We start from the raw sequence: 21,705 nt of genomic DNA on the forward strand, positions 1-21,705 counted from the left end.
CGGATCCGTCCCTGGTCGCGGAGCCGGAGTGTGGCCGCGCGCGGCCCTGGCGTCAATCGCAGGGGTACCATCCCCGACCTGCAAGCCACGCAAATGACACGGCATCGGAAGAGGCCGGCCTCCGACGCGGCCGTGCCGGATCAGAGGCGGCTCCAGGTCTGTTCGGCGGCGAAGAACTGATCGACCGCACCGACGATGCTGCGGGCCAGTTTCGCCCGATGGGCGGAATCCTGCAGCACTTTTTCATCCTGTCGGTTGGACAGGAAACCGGTCTCGATCAGCACCGACGGCATGTCGGGCGCCTTGAGCACCGCAAAGCCGGCCGAGCGCACCGGCTTGGTCAGCAATTCGGTATGCGGCTGGACCTGGCCGATGACATGGCCGGCAAAGCGCGCCGACAGGTTCATGGTCTCGCGCCGGGCCAGATCGATCAGGATCGAGGTGACCTCGGCGCTTTCGGTCGAAAGATCGACGCCGGCGATCAGGTCGGACTTGTTTTCGCTGTCGGCCAGTTGGGCGGCGACACCGTCCGAGGCGCGTTCCGACAGCGTGTAGATCGACAGGCCCCGCGTGCGCGGGTTCTGCACCGAATCGGCATGGATCGAGATGAACAGCTCCGCCTGAGCGGCACGGGCGATGGCGACCCGGTCGCGCAGCCGGATGAAGATGTCGCGATCGCGGGTCAGCACCGCCTTGTAGCGGCCGGTCTTTTCAAGCTCCTGCGCCAGCGCCTTGGCCATGGCCAGCGTGATCGACTTTTCCTGCACGCCGGTGATGCCGATGGCGCCGGGATCGATGCCGCCATGGCCCGCATCGATGGCGACGATCCGCCGGCCGTCGGTCCGGGCCCGCGGCCTGGCCGCGTCGGGCAGGATCGGCGCGGCGGCGACCGCCGCCTGCCCCGCCGGCGGCTGCGGGGCGGCCGCGACCTTGGTGCCGTCGAAGCGGTCTTCCGGTTCCCCCTTCAGGGTGGTGCGGGCGAAAGATTGCGCCGAGGTGCGCGACAGATCGACCACGAAACGCGGCGGCAGACCGTCCTGGGCCGGCAGCACGAACATCGAATCGATCTGCGACGGCTGCGACAGGTCGAGCACCATGCGATAGACGCCGGGTTCGAACAGGCCGACGCGATAGCGCGCGATCAGCCCGGCGCCCGAATTCTCGCCCTTGTCGAGGATCTGCCAGTCCAGATTGCGGAAGTCGATCACCACCCGGTCGGGGCCCGACAGGGTGAAGGCCCGGAAATCCACCCGACGGTCCAGATCGATCACCAGCCGGGTCTTGTCGGGATGCATGCCGAAGCGCAGGCCGACCGCGCGGGCGGTTTCGGCGGCCACCGCCTCTTCCGGACCGACGCCCGGCAGCGGCCCTGCAATCACCGCGACCAGCGCCAGCAGGCAGATCACCGCCCAGCCCATGGCGCGTTTCGCCATCCGGCCCAGCCGTGCGGCAGCCCGCCCCGGCCGGGACGGCGGAGCGGCGGAGACGCGGCAAAGATGGTCGGCGGTCTGGCGAATGGCAGGCGCGGACATGTGACGGCTCCAGGAGGCGTCGGCGGCTGATCCTCTGACCGGCCGCGCCGCCCGAAAACCGCCCGCGAACGGGCAGCTCCGATGACACCGCAACCAGCGACTCCTTCGTTTTATAGGCGGAAGTCGCCCAATCTTTCAATGCGTTTATCCATGTTGTTGGCACCGGGGGTGAACTTGCACGAAGGGTTGTGGCCGCGGTGTGACTCAAGCCGCCGCCATGCCCGCCCCGAAACGGCTGTCGCAGGACGCGCCCGGGGTGGCCGCATGCCTGCGCAGCACGCGCTTGCCCTGTCGCCGGATTGCAACAGCGCGATTGTGGAAGGGCCGCGACCTGTTCTATAGTGCGGCCGCGCGTTCCGCTTCGGCCACCGGCCCTGCCCCGCCTGGGACAGGATCGACCACCGGATGGGAGGCGCCGGAATTCCGTATGGCCGGAGGCATCGGACCGAGTTGATCGGACCGCGCCGCTCCGGGAGGGAGCATCCCCCGGCCGACGGTTGAACCCGCCGCGAGGCAGGACGACGACGACCCAGGGCATGCCGGCCACGCGACAAGCGGGCCGGGCCGGCCGGCGGAGAGCGAAATCCTTGTGACGCGGCGGCGGAGCGGGGTGTGCGGCAATTACGCGGCGCGCCCCTCCGACCAACAAGGAACGGTCATGAACGACGCGCGCGATTTCGCGCAGAGCGTCGGTCGCACGGGCCCTGAGGCGTCTTCCGATGCCACATCCGTCTGAGCGTCCGGTGCATAGCCTGAGAGGCTTCGACTGCCGCCGATCGCTCGGCGGTATGCGTTCCGTCGTCTTCGTATCGTTCCCCTGCCATCCGACACCGGGCCTGACCGTGCCGCCTGCCGCCGCCGCCCTGACCGGCGCCCGCGCAGCCGACGGCCGCAACCCCGCGCGTCGTTCCTCCACATCCTGCCCGACGGATCTGCGCCGCCTGACGAAGGCCGGCGCCCGTTGCGGTCATATCCGGAGTTCCACGCTCGATGACGAAGCGTATGCTGATCGACGCGAACCACCCCGAAGAAATGCGGGTGGTCGTCACCAACGGCAACCGGCTTGAAGAATTCGATTTCGAAACCTCGACCAAGAAGCAGCTGAAGGGGAATATCTATCTCGCCAAGGTGACCCGGGTGGAGCCCTCGCTCCAGGCCGCGTTCGTGGATTACGGCGGAAACCGGAACGGTTTCCTGGCCTTCAGCGAGATCCATCCCGACTACTTCCAGATCCCCCTGGCCGACCGTGAGGCCCTGGTCCGCGAGGTCGAAAAGGCGGCGCGCGAGGATGCCGAGCGCGAAGCCCGCGCCGATGCCGGCGAAGGGCCCGAGATCGAGGAGGTCGGCGGTTCCGACGTCGACGACATCGCGGCCGGCGGCGCCAGCCGGCGGCGGCTGCAGCCGCACCGCCAGTACAAGATCCAGGAAGTCATCAAGAAGCGGCAGCTGATCCTGGTCCAGGTGGCCAAGGAAGAGCGCGGCACCAAGGGCGCGGCCCTGACCAGCTATATTTCGCTGGCCGGCCGCTACTGCGTGCTGATGCCCAACACGCCCAATGGCGGCGGCATCTCGCGCAAGATTTCGGACGCCCGCACCCGCAAGAAGCTGCGCGAGACCCTGACCGAGCTGGGCACCCCGGCCGGCATGAGCGTGGTGCTGCGCACCGCCGGCGCCGAGCGCACCAAGACCGAGATCAAGCGCGACTACGAATATCTCTCGCGGCTGTGGGACGACATCCGCGAGCGGACCCTGTCGTCGCGCGCCCCGGCCCTGATCTATGAAGAGGCCGACATCATCAAGCGGTCGATCCGCGACATCTATTCCAACGACATCGACGAACTGCTGGTCGAGGGCGGCGACGGCTATCGCGCCGCGAAGGAGTTCATGCGGATGCTGATGCCCAGCCGCGCGCGGCTGGTGAAGCAGTATGGCGACCGCATCCCCCTCTTCCACCGCTATCAGGTCGAAACCCAGCTCGCCTCGATGCACTCCCCCACCGTGCGCCTGCCCTCGGGCGGCTATGTGGTGATCAACCAGACCGAGGCGCTGGTCGCGATCGACGTCAATTCGGGCCGCTCCACCCGCGAACGGAACATCGAAGAGACCGCGCTCAAGACCAATCTGGAAGCCGCCGACGAGGTCGCCCGCCAGCTGCGCCTGCGCGACCTGGCCGGACTGATCGTCATCGACTTCATCGACATGGACGACCGCAAGAACAACCGTGCGGTCGAACGGCGCCTGAAAGAGGCGATGAAAGCCGATCGCGCCCGCATCCAGCTGGGCCGGATCAGCGGTTTCGGCCTGCTGGAACTGTCGCGCCAGCGCCTGCGCCCGTCGCTGATCGAGGCCAGCACCATGCAGTGCCCGCATTGCGGCGGCACCGGCCTGGTCCGGTCGGTGGAAAGCACCGCGCTTGCCGCCCTGCGTGCGGTGGAAGAAGAAGGCATCCGCGAGCGCACCGAAGAGCTGGTGCTGCGCGTGCCGACCGAAGTCGCGCTCTACATCTTCAACCACAAGCGCGACATGCTGGCGGATATCGAGGCCCGCTATGTCTTCCGCGTGCTGGTGGAAGCCGCCGACAATCTGACGCCGCCCACGCCTTACGAGCTGGAACGCACCCGCCAGCGCAAGGAAGGCGAAATCCCCGAGCGTCCGGCCGGTAGCGAACGCCCGGTGACCGCCGAATCCTCTGCCGCCGCCGCCGATGCCGATGCCGCGCGCATCGCCGCCGAGGTTGCCGAAGCCGAGGCCGAGGAAGAGGCCATGGCCCAGGAAGAGGCTGCCGCCGAGGCACGCAGCGAGGCCGAAGCCGAGACCCGGCCCGAGGCCGACAGCCAGAGCGAGGAAGAGCGGACCCGCCGCAAGCGGCGCCGCCGGTCGCGCCGGCGGAAGCGTCGTGACGACGAGACCCAGTCGACCGCCGAGGGCGAGGACCAGGCCGAGGACCAGGACGAAGACGGCGAGGCCGAAGGTGACACCGAGGCCGACACCGCCACGACCGAGGCCGAAGCCGAGAGCACCGAAGACGCCCGGAATGCCGACGACCGGAATGGCGAGGAGAACGGCCGCCGTCGCCGCCGGCGTCGCCGGCGTCGCCCGGGCAATGGCGAGGCCCGCACCGAGGCCCAGACCACTGACGGGGAGCAGGCCACCGATGAAGAGCAGGCCGGCGACGAGGCAGAGAATGCCGAGGCCGAGACTGCCGAGGCGGTGAGCGAAACGGAAACCCCGGCAGTCGAAGCGTCTGGCGCGGAGAGCGAGGTCGTCGAGCCCGTGGCCGAGGTGGTCGAAGCCGAAGAGGGTCGCGGCCGTCGCCGCCGCCGTCGTCGGCGGCCGGGCGAGGTCGAGGCGGTCGCGGCCGTCGAAGCCGATGCCGCCCCCGCTCCGGTGAGCGACGAGGCGCCCGTGAGCGAGCCGGAGCCCGTGAGCGAGCCGACTTCCTCCGTGAGCGAGACGGGACCGGTGAGCGACGAGACGCCCGCCGAAGCGGCACCAGCCGACACCGCAGCGGTCGACCTGGCACCGACTGAAGAGACCGTGGCCGCCGACGCCCCCGCCGCGGAGCCCGAGGCCCCGGTCAGCGAGCCCGCCGCCGAACCCGAGCCCGCCCCCGAACCCGAGATGGTCGGTGCGGATCTGGTGCCCGAAGCCGATGCCGTGGTCGAGGCCGATGCGGTGGTTGCCGCCGAAGAGCCGGTGGCCGCACCGGAGAAGCCGAAGCGCCGTCGCAAGGTGAAGGCCGAGACCGAAGCCGAGGCGCCCGCCGAGGCCGAGGCCGCGCCCAAGCCGCGGCGCCGCCGCAAGGTGGCCGAGACTGCCGCCGACGCCCCGGCCGACGCCGAGGCGGTGGCAGAGGCGGCCCCCGCCCGCAAGCGGGCGACGCGCGCCAAGGCGACGACGGCCAAGGCGACGGTGGCCAAGGCTGCGACCACCAAGGCCGCCGCGGCCAAGACCACCCGCGCCCGCAAGGCGAAGGCGGTCGAGGGGGCTGAGCCCGTCGAAGCTGCCGCCGAGGCACCGAAGCCGCGCCGCCGCCGCAAGGCGGAGCCTGCGGTGGAGGCGGCCGAGCCGGCCCTGGTCGTGACCGCCGTGGAAACCGGTGCCGAGCCGCCGGTGATCGACGGGCCGGCCGCCGCTGCGGTGGCCGAAGCCGCCGAAACCCCGGCCGCCCCGCTGGAGCCGCCTTTCCGCGAGGAAGCGGCCGCCGAGGCGACGCCCGAGGCCACCGAGGCGGAGACCGGCACCGAGGCCGAGCCGCAGCCGGCCGGCGATGACGAGCCGGCCGTGACGGTGATCGAGGCCGAAGGCGCGCCCGCGCGCCCGCGCCGCGGCTGGTGGGCCTCTCGCGGCCGCAGCTGACCGTCGACACCGGAGCCGGCTATGCCGGCTCCGGCCACTGACGAAAAGCCAGCCACTGACAAAAGCCAGCCACTGACAAAAGAATGGGCCGCCGGTTCGACCGGCGGCCCTTTCTTTTGTCCGGGCAGCTGTCATGCGTCTGGTCAGGCGACCTTGCCGACGCCGAAGCTGCGGCGCATCCAGCCATCCAGCCGGTCGACCACCTGCACCATGTCTTCGGTGGAGCCGGCAAAGGCCATGCGCAGATAGTGATGGCCCTTGAAGGGGTCGAAATCGACACCCGGCGTGGCGGCGATGCCGGCCTCGTGCAGCATGCGGCGGCAGAAATCGATGCTGTCGGTGCTGTAGTCGGAAATGTCGGCCCAGACATAGAAGGCGCCGTCGATCGGCGCGATCCGGCCCAGCCCGACCTTGGGCAGCCCTTCCAGCAGCACCCGGCGGTTCTCGGCATAGCGCTTCACGGCAATCTCTGCCTCGTCATAGCCGTCGAAGGCCGCCGTGGCGGCGATCTGGGCAACGGCCGAGGGCGAGAGGAAGAAGTTCTGCGCCAGCTTTTCACCCGTGCGGGCCATGTCTTCCGGCAGGATCATCCAGCCCATGCGCCAGCCGGTCATGGCGAAATACTTGGAGAAGCTGTTCACCACGATCGGCGCCTGCGAGAAGTTCAGCGCGCTGCGGGTGGGCCGGCCATAGGTCAGCCCGTGATAGATCTCGTCCGAGATCAGCGTGATGCCCTTCGCCTCGCAATAGCGCACCAGGGCTTCCAGCTCTTCGGGCTTCAGCGTGGTGCTGGTGGGGTTGGAGGGGCTGGCGACGATCAGCCCGTCGATCGGCTTATCCAGCGCCTCCAGATGGGCAATGGTCGGCTGGAAACGGCTTTCGGGCCCGGTCTCGATCGACACCACCTCGATGTCGAGCGCCTTCAGCACATTGCGATACGAGGTATAGCCGGGCTCCGCCATCGCCCCCCGCGCGCCGGCATCAAAGGCCGCCAGAAAGGCGATGGTGAAGCAGCCCGACGCCCCATGGGTGATCAGGATGCGCTCGATCGGGATGTCGAGCCCGTACCACGACCGGTAATGCGCGGCGATCCGCCGGCGCAGCGCCGGCTGCCCGGCCCCTTCGGTGTAGCCGAAAGCCGGCCCGTCGAGCGCGGCGCGGGCTGCACGGATCGCCGGCGCCGGCGCGCCGGTCGACGGCTGGCCGACTTCCATATGGATGATGTGACGGCCGGCAGCCTCGAGCGCATTCGCCTCGGCCAGCACCTCCAGCGCGTGGAACGGGGGGATCTGCGAACGACGGGAAACGGGCATGGGATGGGGTATCCTTCTGCAGGGGCCGTGCCCCCGGGGGGAAGACGACCTGCACGGGGCGCGACAGATCTGGCCGGGACTATGAAACCATAAGTTCATAATCCCGGCCATACCATGTGCGCGATGCGATCAGCCGCAATCTGCGGCGCACCGTCGGCGCGACGGCTCAGCGGATCGCCAGCCCCGGCGACGAGGGCGAGACGAGGGCGTTGCAGCGCTGATCGTCGGAGGGAATGCCGTTGGCACAGGCGGCGGCACCGATATCGGCACCGGCCGTGGCGGCGGCGGCAAGCGAGTCGTCCAGCGGCTCACCGCCATAGAAGCTGCCGATCAGCCGGCTCATGGCCGGCACGGCGCCCTCGCCGGTCGCAGTTGCGGCCATATAGGGCTTGTAGATGTTGGTATTGACCGCCAGCACCGCGGCGCCCGAGGCGGTTGCCGCCGGATCGAGCGGCCGCGCGGCGATGATGCCGGTATCGTCGCCCATCCGGCCGGTGCCGAAGGGGGCACCCTGGGTGAAGGTGCAGGCCACCGCCTGGCCGTACTGGTCGATGGCCAGAATTCCGGACTGCACGGCATCATGGCCGGCCACCGGCAGCGCCGTACCGGTGCGCACGGTCGACAGCGCATCCAGCGCCGCAGCACCGCCGGTGCCGGGGATGGTGACCATGTCGAAATTGCCGAGCGACCGGGTCAGCGCATCGCCCTTGGCGGGCTGATAGGCGCGCAGCTCCTCGGCCCTGAGCGTGACGCCCGCCTGGGCGAAATCCTCGATCATCCGCCGGCCGAGCGGACCCGCATAAAGCGTGCCCGGGCCTTCGGTGCGCAGCGAGCCCAGCGAAGAGGCGAGATCCGGCCGGGTCATCTGACTGCCCTGGGCCAGATTGCCGAAGCTGCGCGCCAGCGTGGGCGAGGCCGAGATCACCTCGCGATAGGCCCCGAGATCGGCCGCGAAGGCCGGCGAGACCTGCACACCGAACCGGGCCAGCTGCTCGGCCGGCGACACCAGCTGCGGCAGGCGCAGCACGCCGTAATCGGCATGCATGGTGAACAGCCCGCGCGCGAAGCCCGGCACCGCCACCGTCTCGCCGGGCACGGCGGCCTGGGGCATGAAGGCATAGGCGCGCGGCGGCTCGGCCTCCTTGGGCTTGGTGCGGCGCGATTGGGCCTTGTAGACCACGCAGGCGCCGCCGCCGCCCAGACCCACGCGGCTGGGCAGAGTGACGGTCTGGGTGAAGGCCATGGCCACCGCCGCATCGACGGCACTGCCGCCGGCCGACAGGATGTCGCGGCCGACCAGCGCCGAGCGCGGCTCGTCGGCGGCGATCAGGCCGATGAAGCCGGTCACGGCATCCACCTGGCCCACTTCCACGCGCGGCCCGCAGCCCGCCAGCACGGCGAGGCTCACGATCGCGAGAGCTGCCGGTGCTTCACGGAGATGCCACGGTTGCCGAGATTGACGGGCGTGTCGTGCGACCCTACGTTCGGTGAAGACATCCGGGGTCTGCACCGTGCGCTCAAGCTTCCTCCGCATCGCCGTCCTTATCTGCTTCCTGATCGTGTCGGGGATCGGTGCCGTGGGCCCCGCTTCGGCGCAGCAGCGAAGCCTGTCCTTCATCCGCGACGCCGAGGTGGAACATACCATCCGGCAGATAGCGACTCCACTGTTCAAGGCAGCCGATCTCGACCCGAACGCGATCGACATCCACCTGATCCGCGACAACGCCATCAACGCCTTCGTCGGCGGCGGCATGCACCTGTTCATCTTCACCGGGCTGCTGATGGCCAGCGACAATCCCAACCAGATCGCGGGCGTGATTGCGCACGAAACCGGCCATATCGCCGGCGGCCATCTGTCGCGCATCGGCAGCGCCGTCGAGATGGCGACGGCCCAGGCCATCGCCTCGGCCCTGCTGGGGCTTGCGATCGGTGTCGCCGGCGGCAGCGCCGATGCCGGCATGGCGATTGCGATGGGCGGCCAGCAGATGGCCCAGCGTGGCATGCTGAGCTTCAGCCGCGCCCAGGAAAATTCAGCCGACCAGGCTGGGATCCGCTTCCTGCACAGGGCGGGCGAATCGGCGCAGGGCATGCTTCAGTTCTTCGAGAAGCTCGACACCCAGAATGCGCTGATCGGCAGCCGGCAGAGCCCGTACCTCTCCACCCATCCCATGGCTGCGGACCGGGTCAGGGTGGTCGAGAACGTGGTGGCGCAGGAAAAGGGCGTCAGCGCCGAGGCGACACCCGAGCAGCAGATGGCCTATGACCGGATGATCGCCAAGCTGCGCGGCTTCCTGGACCCGCCCGGCCGCACCTTCGCCGCCTACAAGGCCGATGACACCTCGGTGCCCGCACGCTATGCCCGCGCCATCGCCTATTACCGCCAGGCCGATCTGGACCACGCCCTGCCGCTGATCCGCGGGCTGATCGCCGAACAGCCCGACGATCCCTATTTCCACGAGCTGGAAGGCCAGATGCTGTTCGAGAACGGCCGGGTTGCCGAGGCGATCAAACCCTATCGGCTGGCGGTGGAAAAATCCGACCGTGCGCCGCTGATCGCGGTCGGCCTCGCCCAGGCGCTGATCGAGACCGGCACCGATGCCGGCTATGCCGAGGCCCAGGCGCTGCTTGAAAACGCGACCGCGAAAGACCGCGACAACGCCACCGCCTGGCGGCTGCTGGGCATCGCCTATGGCCGCGCCAACCGCATGCCCCAGGCCTCGCTGGCCCTGGCCGAATACAACGCCCAGATCGGCCGCTGGGACGAGGCCGAGGTCCAGGCGACCCGCGCCCGCGACAACCTGCCGGTCGGCTCCCCCGGCCAGCTGCGCGCCGATGATCTGGCCGAATACGTCAAGCGCCAGCGCGAGGAAGCCCGCGCCAACCGCTGAGGCCGCGGGGCACCTGCCCTGCCCTCCCGAACCACCCCACTCCGTTCCGAAAGACACCAGACCCCATGTCGAAACTCCTCGTCCCGGCCCTGGCCCTGATCCTGGGTGCTGCCGGCGGTGCCGCCGCGACCCTGGTCATCGACCGCATCCACGCCGTGGACCCGGCATCGGAAGCCCGGGCCGGCGAGGATATGGTCCGGGCCCTGCTGGCGCGCGAACCCGAGCTGGTGGTCGAGAGCATCCGGGCCTGGCAGGCGAAGCAGCAGACGGCAGAGATGGAAGCCCAGGGCTCGGCGATCCGCGACAGCGAGGCCGCCCTCGTCGCCGATCAGCGCGACCCTGTGGTCGGCCCGGCCGATGCGGCGGTGACGGTGGTCCAGTTCTTCGACTATCGCTGCCCCTATTGCCGCCGCGCCATGGGCACGGTGGACCAGCTGATCGAAAAGCGCGACGACATCCGGGTGGTCTACAAGGAATTCCCGATCCTGGGCCCGGATTCGCTGGTCGCCGCCCGCGCAGCCCTGGCCGTCAACCAGGTGGCCCCCAAGGCCTATCCTGAAATCCACACCGCGCTGATGACCCAGCAAGGCAGCCTGACCGAAGACCGCGTGCTGGCCATCGTCGCCGATCGCGGCATCGACGCCGAGGCGGTCAAGGCGCGCATGCACGCGCCCGAGACCGAGGCCCATATCCGCGATACCATGGATCTGGCCCGCAAGCTCGGCATCGGCGGCACCCCAGCCTTCGTGATCGGCGACACCCTGCTGCCGGGCGCCGTGGAACTCGACGCCCTGGACCAGGCGGTCGAGGCGGCGAAGGGCTGACCTGCCACCACTCTCACGCCCGGGAGGTGCTCCTCATGTTGACCGCCATCACGCTCGAAAACTTCAAGAGCTACAGGTCGGCACGCCTCCCGCTGGCACCGCTCACCGTGCTGATCGGTGCCAATGCCTCGGGCAAGAGCAATGCGGTGGAGGCAATGCGGCTGCTGTCGTGGCTGGCCCAGGGACAGAAGCTGTCGGCCATCCGCTATGCCATCCATGACGGCGAACAGGTCGTGCGGGGCAAGGTTCAGGATCTGGCCTACTGCGAAGGCGACAGCTTCAGTATCGGCTGCGAGACGGATGATGACGATTTCAACCGGCTGAGCATGACCGTCTCGCTGCGCGAGGACGGGCTGCATCTCGCCGGGGAGCAGGTGGCCGGCCTCCGTCTGCCGCTCTATGATCTGGACCAGCCGTCCACCGGCCGCAGCACCGATGTCCGGGTCGCCTATGACAATTTCAGCCGGGGTGGCAAGAAGCCGCATGTCGTATGCAGCGACCAGATGGCGATCTTCACCCAGCTGACCAGCCCGGCCACCTTCGACGCGAAGCACCGGAAATCGCGCGAGACGATTCCGAAGATCACCCGCGCCTATGAAGCGAGCCTCGGGTCGATGCTGTTCCTCGATCCGGTCCCCGCACGTATGCGCGACTACAGCTTCCCCGGCGAGCACAGGCTCAATGGAGACGGCAGCAATATTTCGTCGGTCCTGTGGGACCTGACGGAAGGCGCGCGCAGCACGGGCGAAGCCACAGCGGATGTGCTCGGCTTCGTCAAGAGCCTGCCCGAACAGAACATCGCCGGCTTCGATTTCCTCAAGGAACCCCGTGGCGGGGTCATGATTCAGCTGGAGGAGACGTTCGGCGCACAGACGCGGAGGTATGATGCCTCGCTGCTGTCCGACGGCACATTGCGTGTTCTCGCCATCGCCGCCGCCATGCTGTCAGCACAAACCGGCAGTCTGGTTGTGATCGAAGAGATCGACAACGGCGTCCATCCGAGCCGGGCCCGCCACCTGCTGGACAGCATCCGCAGCCTCGCCCGACGGCGGGGCCTGCGGGTTCTGCTCTCGACCCACAATCCCGCCCTGCTGGATGCGCTTCCGGACGAAGCCGTTCCCGATGTGGTGTTCTGCTATCGCGACCCCGAAGACGGATCGAGCCGGCTTGTCCGCCTGGACGATCTGCCGACCTATCCGGAACTCGTCGCACAGGGCAGCCTGGGTGATCTGGCCACCAGCGGAGCGCTGGAGAGGGCGGCGAAGATCCGGATCGATGAGGCCACCCGCAGAAGCCTGGCCCTCGCCTGGATGGATCGGCTGGGTTGAGGGCCGGGCCATGCGCAACGTCATCCTGATCGACACCTCCGTCTATCTCAACATCCTCAAGGTTCCGGGTTTCGACCAGCAGCAACAGACCGTCCACGCAGATTTCAGACAATACCTATCCGGAAATGCCCGCCCGATCACGCCCAGCGGAACAAATCGGACGACAGGACCAGCGAAGGCACCAGCCTCGCCGACCTGTCCCTGATCAAGGAGTGGGAGCGGCTTTGTACGCTGGATCCCAGGGCGCATGTCGTCATCTGGTCGCTCGACCGCGACCTTCTGGGCCACGACCGGAAACCCGACTGAGGCCTACACCCGCGGCACGGCCACGGCGATCCCCCGCACCGCCAGCAGGCGCGGGGCGATGGTGGCGAGATCGGGGAAGCGGTCGGCGATGGCATCGGCGCCCTCGGCCATGGCGAGGGGGCCGTGGCCCCAGCCGGCGAAGATGACCGGCATGCCGGCGCCCCGGGCCGAGACGACGTCGTTGCGGTGGTCGCCCACCATCACCGCCGGGGCGTGATCGAGATCGGCCGCCTGCAGCGTCAGGGTCAGGTGGCGCGGGTCGGGTTTGGAGACCGGGAAGCTGTCGCCGGCGCCGATGCCGTCGAAGTGCCGCAGCAGGCCCAGCCCGTCGAGCAGGGTGCGGGTGGCGGCCGCCGGTTTCTTGGTGCACAGCAGGACCGCCCAGCCGGCAGCGCGGAAGGCATCCAGGGTTTCGGGCACACCCGGAAAGGCCGTGGTCGCCCCGGCGGCATGGGCGGTGTAATCGGCGAGGAAGCGGTCATGCGCCGCCTCGTCCATCGGCCGGTCGCGGGCGGCCAGCACACGTTCCACCAGCTTGCGCGGCCCGTCGCCCAGATAGCCGGCGATTTCAGGACCCGACACTTCGGGCAATCCCAGCGCCGCCATCAGCCGGTTCATCGCCGCCGCAAAATCCGGCACGGCATCGACCACGGTGCCGTCGAGGTCGAGAAGAAGGGCGGGACGGGTCATCGGCCGAAGACTCCGGCTTGAGGGGGGGTTGAGAGGCGCCGCAGAATAGCAGCCGCCGCCCGATGCCGCGACAGCCGGTTCCCCGCGCCTGCGGCCGGCTGACGCAGGCGATGACGCCCCCCTGTCCCCCGTCCGCCGCAGACTGCATACTCGCCGCCATGGACCTGTATCGCCCGACCGCCCATCCTTTGCCCCAGGACTCGCGTCTCCGCCCGATGTTCGTCGGCGCGGATCTGGCCGACTGCTATGCCATCGGCCTGCCGGCCGGAGTGGGCGGCGATCCGGAACATCTGGCGCGCGTCCTGTTCACAGGCCAGGCCGGCTGGGCCCGGAGCCTGCTGAAGCTGCGTGACCTGCTGGTCCGCCCCTTCGGGCTCAAGACCTCGGACCGCATGGCCGCTGCCGGGGATCCTGCCGATCCGGGCAACCGCCGGATCGGCATCTTCCGGATCTACGAAACCCGGCCGGACGAGATCATCCTGGGCGAGGATGACCGCCATCTGGATTTCCGCCTGACGGTGCGCCTGGCCCCCGATCCCGACCGCCCGGGAGAGCGGCTGGTGATGACCGCAACCGCCGTCCGTTGCCATAACGGTCTGGGCCGGCTGTACATCACCCTGATCCGCCCCTTCCATGTGGCGGTCGCGCGCTCAGGCCTGGCGCGGGCGGCGCGGGCGGGATGGCAGGCATAGATCGTGACGTTCGGCATCCGCGATTTCTCGGGCCTCTCATCTCTATGCCCGGAGCTGGCGGATGAAGCCGGCCGCCGGCTCATGATCCGGCGGCCGGCTTCACGCCCGATGCCTGCAGCTGCATCACGATCAGCCCCAGAATGATCAGGCCCAGCCCGGCGAGGCGGGGCAGCGAGACCGGCTTCTGCGGGAGGCCGACCAGGCCCCAATGGTCGATGATGACCGAAGCCAGCATCTGGCCGGCGATGGCCGCGGTGATGAAGCCGGCGGCGCCCAGTTTCGGCGCCAGCACGAGCGCGCCGGTGATATAGACCACGCCGACGATCCCGCCGATCCATATCCAGCGCGGCGCCTGGGCGAGATTGGACAGGGCCGGCATCTCGACACGCGCCAGCAGCATGACCGGCAGGATGCAGGCGAAGCTGACGCACAGCGATATGGCGGTACCCCAGAGAGGGTGTCCGAGCGTCCGCCCGAGAACCGCATTGGCGCCCGCCTGAAACGGGACGACCGCGCCCGAGACGATCGCGGCGAGGATGAGAAGCAGTGAGCTGGTGTGCATGATGAACCTCCGTGTTCATCAGATGCGATATCTGCTTCGTGAATGGAAATTCGGATGTAATATCCTCTATATGCAGCAGATGAATAATCTTCGCGGCATCGATCTGAACCTGCTGGTGGTGCTCGATGCGCTTCTGGCCGAGCGGCATGTGTCGCGCGCGGCCGCCCGGCTTAATATGAGCCAGCCGGCCGTCAGCCACGCGCTCGGGCGTCTGCGGCATCTGTTCGACGACCCGCTGTTGATCCGCCGCAACGGGCAGCTGACGCCGAGCGCCCGGGCGCTGGACATCGCCCCCGCGCTGACCGAGGCCTTGCGACAGCTGCAGGGGGTTCTGGGGCCGGGAGGCTTCGACCCGGCGCAGGAAACGCGACGTTTTCGCCTGGCGATGTCGGATTACGGCTCTGCCGTCATTCTTCCCGACCTGCTGAACATGCTGCGCCGCACGGCACCGGGGATCGAGCTGGTGATCACCCAGGCGAGCCGGGAGGCCATGCTTCGGCAGGTGCTGGACGGGGACTGCGATCTGGCATTGGGCGTGTTTCCCGATCTTCCCCCGCGGATCGAGGCCGAACGACTTTTCGACGAGCACTTCGCCTGCCTTGCGGATCGGCAGCAGCTGGACGGCCATGATCGTCTGGATCTGGCCGCCTATCTCGCCCGGCCCCATGTGCTGGTTGCGATGCAGAACGACGCCGATACCGGAATCGATACGGCCCTGCGCGCCATCGGCCATACGCGCCGCATCGTCGTCACGCTGCCGCATTGGGGCACTGCGCCACGGCTGATCCGGGGGACGGACCTGGTTCTGACCGTCGCCCGCAAAACCCTGGCCCTCTGCGAAGATGATCCGGCCCTCGCCGTCTTCGCGCCACCCTTTGCGATCCGGCCCTTTCCCTTCGTTCAGGTCTGGCATGAACGACGCGCCGGCGACCCCGCGCATCTGTGGTTGCGCCGCGCCGTGGCAAGTACCTCTGTGTCGGTGTAGTTGTCAGCCACCCGGCGCCGGTGCCGATGATCCGGTTCCGGATGATCAGGACCCGACAAATGATGACGCGGGATACATGAAGCGTCCTTGGAATTCCCCCTGATCCTTCACCACTTCTCAACTCTTTTCAGAATAATCTTCCGCCGACGGCGATATGATCATGGCGGACCATCATCATCTCCGGTTGACAAGAATGGTGGGGCTCGCCATCGGAATTGCGCGGTCTGCTTGTCCGCTGCTCCGCACCCCACCTCCGAGGCGTGGAATGTGAGTCGTCATGTCTTTCATCAAGCTGCCGTCCTTAACCGATCACGACATCCTGAAGGCGCTCGACCTGTCGCAGGCGATCGTCCATTTCTCCCTCGAGGGCACGGTCCTTGCGGCCAACGACAATTTCCTGAAGCTGATGGGCTATCGGCTGGAGGAGGTTGCCGGCAAGCATCACGGCATGTTCGTGACCCAGGCTGAGCGGAACGCCCCGGACTACCGGGCCTTCTGGCAGGATCTGGCCGCGGGCAGCTTCCGCAAGGCGGTGTTCAAGCGCGTGACCCGCGAGGGTCGCGAGATCTTCATTCAGGCGACCTACAACCCGATCAGGGACCACAAGGGTCGGGTGCGACGGGTGGTGAAGTTCGCGACCGAGGTGACGGCGGATGTGCTGAAGGCCGCAGAACATGCCGGCCAGATCACCGCGATCCAGAAGACCCAGGCGGTGATCCACTTCACGCCCGAGGGTACGGTGCTCTGGGCCAATGAGCTGTTCCTGAACCTGATGGGCTATCGCCTGGACGAGATCCAGGGCAAGCCGCATGCCCTGTTCGTCGACGACGCCTATGCCGCCAGCCAGGACTATCGCGCATTCTGGGCCGGGCTGCGCCTTGGCAAGGCCCGGACGTCTGAGTTTCGCCGCCTTGCCAAGGGCGGACGCGAGGTGTGGATTCAGGCGACCTACACGCCCATCCTGGATCCTGCCGGCAAGCTGGTGAAGGTGGTGAAATATGCAACCGACATCACCGCGCAGAAGCTGGTGACGGCCGACTATCAGGGCCAGATGGCGGCCATCGGCCGGACCCATGCGGTGATCGAATTCGATCTGGACGGCAGGGTGCTGCAGGCCAACGACAATTTCCTCGCCGCCACCGGCTATCGGCTGGACGAGATCCGGGGCAAGCCCCACAGCATGTTCATGCCCGAGGCCGAGGTGAAGACCGAGGCCTATCAGGCCTTCTGGCAAAAGCTTCGTGCCGGCGATTTCATCACCGGCATCCATAAGCGGCTCGGCAAGGGCGGGCAGATCGTCTGGCTGCGCGCCACCTATAACCCGATTTTCGATGCCTCGGGCCGGGTCTGCAAGGTGGTCAAATATGCGACCGATATCACCCGGCTGATGACTTCGCATCTGGCCGCGGTGTCGTCGGCCGAAGTGACGCTCGCCAATGTCGAGGCGGTGGCCGCCGCGTCGGAAGAGCTGACGGCCTCGGTCGCCGAGATCACCCGTGCCGCCGACAGCGGCCACCGCTCCGCCGAGAGCATGCGCAACAACGTCACTCAGGGTGAAGCCGCGGTCGCCCGGCTGAAAGAGACCACGACTGCGATGAACGGGGTGATCAAGCTGATCCAGGACATCGCCACGCAGATCAACCTGCTGTCGCTCAACGCCACCATCGAGGCGTCGCGCGCGGGCGAAGCCGGCCGCGGCTTCACCGTCGTCGCCTCGGAGATCAAGACCCTGTCGGGCCAGACGGCCACCGCCACCGAGAACATCGCCCGCCAGATCGCCGAACTGCAGGAGGTCTCGCAGACCGTAGACGGCACGATGTCCGGCATCACCGGCGGCATCCTGCAGCTGCACGAGGCGAGCGCCGTGCTGTCTTCGGCGATCGAGGAACAGCTGGCCATGACCCGGAGCATTGCCAGCAACATGCACAAGGCGGTCGACGGCGTGACCGGCACCACCGACAGTCTGGCGAAGATGGTGCAGTAGGCCACAGCGAAACACGGCCCGCCGGATTCCCCCGGCGGGCCGTTTCACGTCAGACAGAACCGGATCGGCCGCCCCTCAGCCCCACTTCACGCCCTCAACCCCACTTCACAATCTTCTGGTCGATCGCGCCGAAGATCGAGACCTCCTCGCGGTCGGTCATCTCGATGCGCACGCGGTCGCCGAAAGACATGAAGGGCGTGGCGGGCTTGCCGGCATCGATCGTCTCCAGCATACGCCGCTCGGCGATGCAGCACGAACCGCGGCTGCGGTCGAGACTGGAGACGGTACCCGAGCCCACGATGGTGCCGGCGCCCAGATGGCGGGTGCGGGCGGCGTGGGAGACCAGGCGACGGAAGTCGAAGGTCATGTCCTCGCCCGCCTCGGGCGCGCCGAACAGCTCGTCGTTCAGCCAGACCTTGAGCGGCAGATTGACCTTGCCGCCATCCCAGGCATCGCCCAGCTCGTCCGGGGTGACCGCGACGGGGGAAAAGCTGGAGGCAGGCTTCGACTGGAAGAAGCCGAAGCCCTTGGCCAGCTCGCCCGGGATCAGATTGCGCAGGCTGACATCGTTGACCAGCATGACCAGACGGATATAGCCGCCCGCCTGCTCCGGCGCCGTGCCCATCGGCACGTCGTCGGTGACGACCGCGACCTCGGCCTCGAAATCGATGCCGAAGGCCTCGTCGGCGCATTCCACCGGATCCATCGGGCCGATGAAGCGGTCGGAGACGCCCTGATACATCAGCGGGTCATGCCAGAAGTTCTGGGGCATCTCGGCGCCGCGCGCCTTGCGGACCAGCTCGACATGGTTCACATAGTCCGAGCCGTCGGCCCATTGATAGGCGCGCGGCAGCGGCGCCATCGCCGCCACGGGATCGAAGCCGATCACGCCATCGACCTCGCCCGCATTCAGCGTCTCGGACAGGGCCTGCAGCCGGGGAGCGGTTTCGGCCCAGCGGTCCAGCGCCGCCTGCAGGGTGGGGGCGATGCCCTCCGCCGGCACGCAGTGCTTCAGGTCCCGCGAGACCACCACCAGCCGCCCGTCGCGGCTGCCGTCCTTGAGGGTCGCCAGCTTCATCGTCACTCCGCTGCTTCGTTGGTCGCGGCCGGCGGCGTGCGCCAGCTGTCGACGTAACCGGTCCATTCCACACGGGCGGCACCCGCCTGAACCTCCAGCGGGTCGCGGGTGTCGATCATCACCGCCACCTCGTCGGTTTCCTTGCGCGCGGCCTTCTGGCCGATGGCAAAGGCCTTGGGGTGCGGCCCGTGGGCAAAGCCCGCCGGGTGCAGGCTGATCATGCCGGGATGGATGTTGTCCCGGCTGAAGAACGAGCCCCGGTGATAGAAGATGAACTCGTCATAGTCGACGTTCGAATGGAAGAACGGGACCTTGAGCGCGCCGGGATCGCTTTCGATCGGCCGGGGCACGAAGGTGCAGACCACGAAGCGCTCGCCGACGAAGGTAGTGTGGGCCGAAGGCGGCAGATGGTAGCGATGGCTCATCAGCGGCCGGATGTCCCGCCAGTTCACCTTCACCGGCGCCAGATCGCCGTGCCAGCCCACCGCATCCAGCGGGTTGTACGGAAAGACCATGGTCGAAACCTCGCCGAAGCGCTTCACCGCCACCCGGGTCTCGGTTTCGGAGCGCTGGTCGTCGAAGGCCTCGTCGATCACCGGCACCGCCAGGATCGCCGGATCGAAGATCGCATGCGGCCCCACGATGCCCTTGTCCGGCAGCTTGTAGGCCGAATCCGTCGCCTCGATCATGAGCACCCGGGTCGGCGCCTCGGGCGCCAGGCGCCACATCGTGCCGCGGGGCAGCAGGATATAGTCGCCTTCGGTGTAGGTCAGATGGCCGAAATCGCAGAACAGATGGCCGGCGCCGTCATGAATGAACAGCAGCTCGTCGCCATCGGCATTGCGCGCCAGATGGTCCATCGGTGCGTCGATCCGCCAGAAGCGCACCGCGCAGCGGCGGTTGCCGGCCAGCGCCTCGGCCGCCCAGGGGCCGGCCGGCACCGCATCGAATTTCGTGGTGTCGAAGGCACGCGGCCGGATCGGACCTTCGAACCGCACCCAGCCGGTCGGGGCATGGGCATGATGGATATGGGCGGCCGGGCCGAAGAAGCCCTCCCGCCCGATCTCGTGCTCGAAGGTGCCGTCGGGCAGATCCGCATGGGCCTGCCGCGACGCCCGGCCTTCGACGCGCGGGATGTTGATCCAGTTACGCATCGGCGCTCAACACTCCGCGCTTGATCTGGTCGAGTTCCATCGCCTCGAACAGCGCCTTGAAATTGCCTTCGCCGAAGCCCTCATTGCCCTTGCGCTGGATGATCTCGAAGAAGATCGGGCCGATGACGTTTTCGGTGAAGATCTGCAGCAGCATGCCGACATGGTTGTCGGGCAGGCCGTCGATCAGGATATGGTCGCGGCGCATCCGCTCCAGATCCTCGCCATGGCCGGGCACGCGGGTGTCGACCATGTCGTAATAGCTGGACGGCGTTTCCAGGAAAGCGACGCCACGGTCGCGCATGCCCTCGACCGAGCGGAAGATCGCCTCGGTGCCGAGCGCGATATGCTGGATGCCTTCGCCGTTATAGGCCTGGAGGTATTCCTCGATCTGCGACTTGTCGTCGGCCGATTCGTTGATCGGGATCCGGATCTTGCCGCAGGGGCTGGTCATCGCGCGCGAATGCAGGCCGGTCAGCTTGCCTTCGATGTCGAAATAGCGGATCTCGCGGAAATTGAACAGCTTGGTGTAGAATTCCGCCCAGTGGTTCATCCGCCCGCGATGGACGTTGTGGGTCAGGTGATCGATATAGGTGAGGCCCTGATCATTGGCGGCGGCCTCCGCCCCCTCGATCGGCTCGAAATCGATGTCGTAGATCGTGCCCCGGGCGCCGTAGCGGTCGACCAGATAGATCACGCTGCCGCCGATGCCCTGGATGGCCGGGATGTTCAGCTCCATCGGGCCCACCTGGCCCAGATGCGGCTTGGCGCCCAGCTCCAGCGCGCGCTTATAGGCGAAGCGCGCATCCTTGACCCGGAAGGCCATGGCGCAGGCGCCGGGGCCGTGCACCCGGGCGAAGGACTGCGCGAAGCTCTCGGGCTCGGCATTGACGATGAAATTGATGTCGCCCTGGCGGTAGAGGGTGACGTCCTTGCTGCGGTGACGCGCGACGGCGGTGAAGCCCATCCGCTCGAACAGCGCGCCCATCTCCACCGGGTCGGGGCTGGCAAACTCGACGAACTCGAAGCCGTCGGTGCCCATCGGGTTCTCGAAACCGAACGGCGTGTCGCCGCCAATCCTGCTTTCCGCGCTCATCGCTTTCCCCCTCGACGTGCCACGGCTACCATCCTGCCCCCGGGAACGGCACGCGGACGACGCCCTGCAGGAATGCGGGGATCGGGAGACCGGGCCTTCCGGGGCTCGACGTCGCCGTCGGCCCCTGATAGTTTCATTTGTAACCAAGTTGCCCCCGGACCCGGGCAATGTCAAGCGGAGGCCATCATCCGGTGAGCGAAAGCGCCAGCCCAATCTCCGGCAACAGCCCGGGTTCCGGCACCGGCTCTGCCCCCCGCCCGAACCCGGCGCGGGGCGAGGACGGCAAGAGCCTGAGGCTGGAGCGCTTCCTGCCCTACCGGCTGTCGATCCTGGCCAACCGGATCTCCTCTACCCTGGCCCGCGCCTATGCCGAGACGTTCGACCTCACCATTCCCGAATGGCGGGGGATGGCGGTGCTGGGCCGGTTTGCCCCCCTTACCGCCAATGCGATCTGCGAGGCGACGCAGATGGACAAGGTGACGGTCAGCCGCGCCGTGCAGCGGCTGGAGCGCGCCCGGCGGATCGAGCGCACCACCGACGCGGCCGATCGCCGCCGGGTGCTGCTGCGGCTGTCGGCCGACGGGCTGGACGTCTACGGCCGGATCGCGCCGCTGGCGCTGGATTACGAGGAACGGCTGATCGCCGACCTGACGCCCGAGGAACGCGACGCTCTGGTCCTGCTGATCGATCGCCTGACCGACATGGCCGCCCGCACCGAGATCTGACCGGATTTATCAACCATAAGTAGATGAAATGGACAAGGCTGCCAGGCGACGGTGCCCTGCGCCGGCAGATGGGTGCGGCAGAATGTGACGCGGCGCAGCACATTTATCGGCTTTGCGTCGTTTTCGATCGATATTTTATGCAGATGACTTCTGTAAAAACTGGCGGAATACAGCCGAATTCGATGCCGTGAC

17 protein-coding genes are annotated in these 21,705 nt (G+C 67.9%); 9 read left to right on the plus strand and 8 right to left on the minus strand.

The annotated features are described in order from the left end of the window. Positions 1–140: 140 nt before the first annotated feature. Complete coding sequence (locus tag CMO28_RS20570; RefSeq protein WP_296716363.1) at positions 141–1,532, minus strand: N-acetylmuramoyl-L-alanine amidase; 1,392 nt, start codon at positions 1,530–1,532, stop codon at positions 141–143. Between the two features lie 990 nt (positions 1,533–2,522). On the opposite strand from CMO28_RS20570, the gene CMO28_RS20575 reads away from it, so the two are divergent. Continuing rightward, on the plus strand, positions 2,523–5,891 hold the full coding sequence (locus tag CMO28_RS20575) for an Rne/Rng family ribonuclease (RefSeq protein ID WP_296716365.1): 3,369 nt from the start codon (positions 2,523–2,525) through the stop codon (positions 5,889–5,891). A gap of 143 nt (positions 5,892–6,034) precedes the next feature. Here the strand turns inward: CMO28_RS20575 and CMO28_RS20580 are convergent, their stop codons facing one another. Together CMO28_RS20580 and CMO28_RS20585 are read right to left on the minus strand one after the other, a co-directional pair. After that, positions 6,035–7,204: a pyridoxal phosphate-dependent aminotransferase gene (locus tag CMO28_RS20580; protein ID WP_296716366.1), complete on the minus strand. Its 1,170-nt coding sequence runs from the start codon at positions 7,202–7,204 to the stop codon at positions 6,035–6,037. A 166-nt stretch (positions 7,205–7,370) separates the two neighbouring features. Continuing rightward, positions 7,371–8,612, minus strand: a complete 1,242-nt coding sequence (locus CMO28_RS20585; RefSeq protein WP_296716368.1) for a gamma-glutamyltransferase — start codon at positions 8,610–8,612, stop codon at positions 7,371–7,373. Between the two features lie 79 nt (positions 8,613–8,691). Between CMO28_RS20585 and CMO28_RS20590 the strand changes: the two genes are divergently transcribed. The 4 genes from CMO28_RS20590 to CMO28_RS20605 all read left to right on the plus strand — a co-directional run bounded on the left by CMO28_RS20590 (position 8,692) and on the right by CMO28_RS20605 (position 12,449). Further along, positions 8,692–10,092, plus strand: coding sequence for a M48 family metalloprotease (locus CMO28_RS20590; RefSeq protein WP_296716370.1), 1,401 nt, complete (start codon positions 8,692–8,694; stop codon positions 10,090–10,092). 65 nt (positions 10,093–10,157) lie between these two features. Next, entirely contained in the window at positions 10,158–10,916 is a 759-nt protein-coding gene (locus CMO28_RS20595) for a DsbA family protein (RefSeq protein ID WP_296716372.1), read from the plus strand. Between the two features lie 35 nt (positions 10,917–10,951). Continuing rightward, entirely contained in the window at positions 10,952–12,244 is a 1,293-nt protein-coding gene (locus tag CMO28_RS20600) for an AAA family ATPase (RefSeq protein ID WP_296716373.1), read from the plus strand. A gap of 10 nt (positions 12,245–12,254) precedes the next feature. Beyond that, entirely contained in the window at positions 12,255–12,449 is a 195-nt protein-coding gene (locus CMO28_RS20605; RefSeq protein WP_296716375.1) for a hypothetical protein, read from the plus strand. A gap of 104 nt (positions 12,450–12,553) precedes the next feature. Here CMO28_RS20605 and CMO28_RS20610 read toward each other — a convergent pair whose 3' ends face one another. Then, complete coding sequence (locus CMO28_RS20610; protein ID WP_296716377.1) at positions 12,554–13,240, minus strand: HAD hydrolase-like protein; 687 nt, start codon at positions 13,238–13,240, stop codon at positions 12,554–12,556. A 158-nt stretch (positions 13,241–13,398) separates the two neighbouring features. Here CMO28_RS20610 and CMO28_RS20615 point away from each other — a divergent pair, with 158 nt between their 5' ends. Then, entirely contained in the window at positions 13,399–13,932 is a 534-nt protein-coding gene (locus tag CMO28_RS20615; protein WP_296716380.1) for a DUF2867 domain-containing protein, read from the plus strand. Positions 13,933–14,011: 79 nt separating this feature from the next. On the opposite strand, the gene CMO28_RS20620 is transcribed toward CMO28_RS20615, so the two are convergent. Next, complete coding sequence (locus tag CMO28_RS20620) at positions 14,012–14,494, minus strand: DMT family transporter (protein WP_014748312.1); 483 nt, start codon at positions 14,492–14,494, stop codon at positions 14,012–14,014. Between the two features lie 79 nt (positions 14,495–14,573). Here CMO28_RS20620 and CMO28_RS20625 point away from each other — a divergent pair, with 79 nt between their 5' ends. Next, positions 14,574–15,479, plus strand: a complete 906-nt coding sequence (locus tag CMO28_RS20625; protein WP_322111397.1) for a LysR substrate-binding domain-containing protein — start codon at positions 14,574–14,576, stop codon at positions 15,477–15,479. Positions 15,480–15,756: 277 nt separating this feature from the next. Beyond that, a complete protein-coding gene (locus CMO28_RS20630; RefSeq protein WP_296716385.1) occupies positions 15,757–17,463 on the plus strand; it encodes a PAS domain-containing methyl-accepting chemotaxis protein in 1,707 nt (568 codons plus the stop codon). 94 nt (positions 17,464–17,557) lie between these two features. Here the strand turns inward: CMO28_RS20630 and CMO28_RS20635 are convergent, their stop codons facing one another. Genes CMO28_RS20635 through hppD form a run of 3 tightly spaced genes read right to left on the minus strand, consistent with a single transcriptional unit; the run spans position 17,558 to position 20,788 of the window. Then, a complete protein-coding gene (locus tag CMO28_RS20635) occupies positions 17,558–18,541 on the minus strand; it encodes a fumarylacetoacetate hydrolase family protein (protein ID WP_296716388.1) in 984 nt (327 codons plus the stop codon). A 2-nt stretch (positions 18,542–18,543) separates the two neighbouring features. Then, positions 18,544–19,695 carry a homogentisate 1,2-dioxygenase gene (locus CMO28_RS20640; protein ID WP_296716390.1) on the minus strand — a complete coding sequence of 384 codons (1,152 nt, stop codon included), beginning with the start codon at positions 19,693–19,695 and terminating at the stop codon, positions 18,544–18,546. Next, positions 19,688–20,788 carry a 4-hydroxyphenylpyruvate dioxygenase gene (gene hppD, locus CMO28_RS20645; RefSeq protein WP_296716393.1) on the minus strand — a complete coding sequence of 367 codons (1,101 nt, stop codon included), beginning with the start codon at positions 20,786–20,788 and terminating at the stop codon, positions 19,688–19,690. The genes CMO28_RS20640 and hppD overlap by 8 nt, the downstream gene beginning before the upstream one ends. 191 nt (positions 20,789–20,979) lie before the next feature. On the opposite strand from hppD, the gene CMO28_RS20650 reads away from it, so the two are divergent. Further along, entirely contained in the window at positions 20,980–21,513 is a 534-nt protein-coding gene (locus CMO28_RS20650) for a MarR family winged helix-turn-helix transcriptional regulator (RefSeq protein ID WP_296716395.1), read from the plus strand. Positions 21,514–21,705: the final 192 nt, after the last annotated feature.

It is taken from the genome of Tistrella sp. (genome assembly GCF_002684955.1).
Taxonomy (GTDB): Bacteria; Pseudomonadota; Alphaproteobacteria; order Tistrellales; family Tistrellaceae; genus Tistrella; species Tistrella mobilis.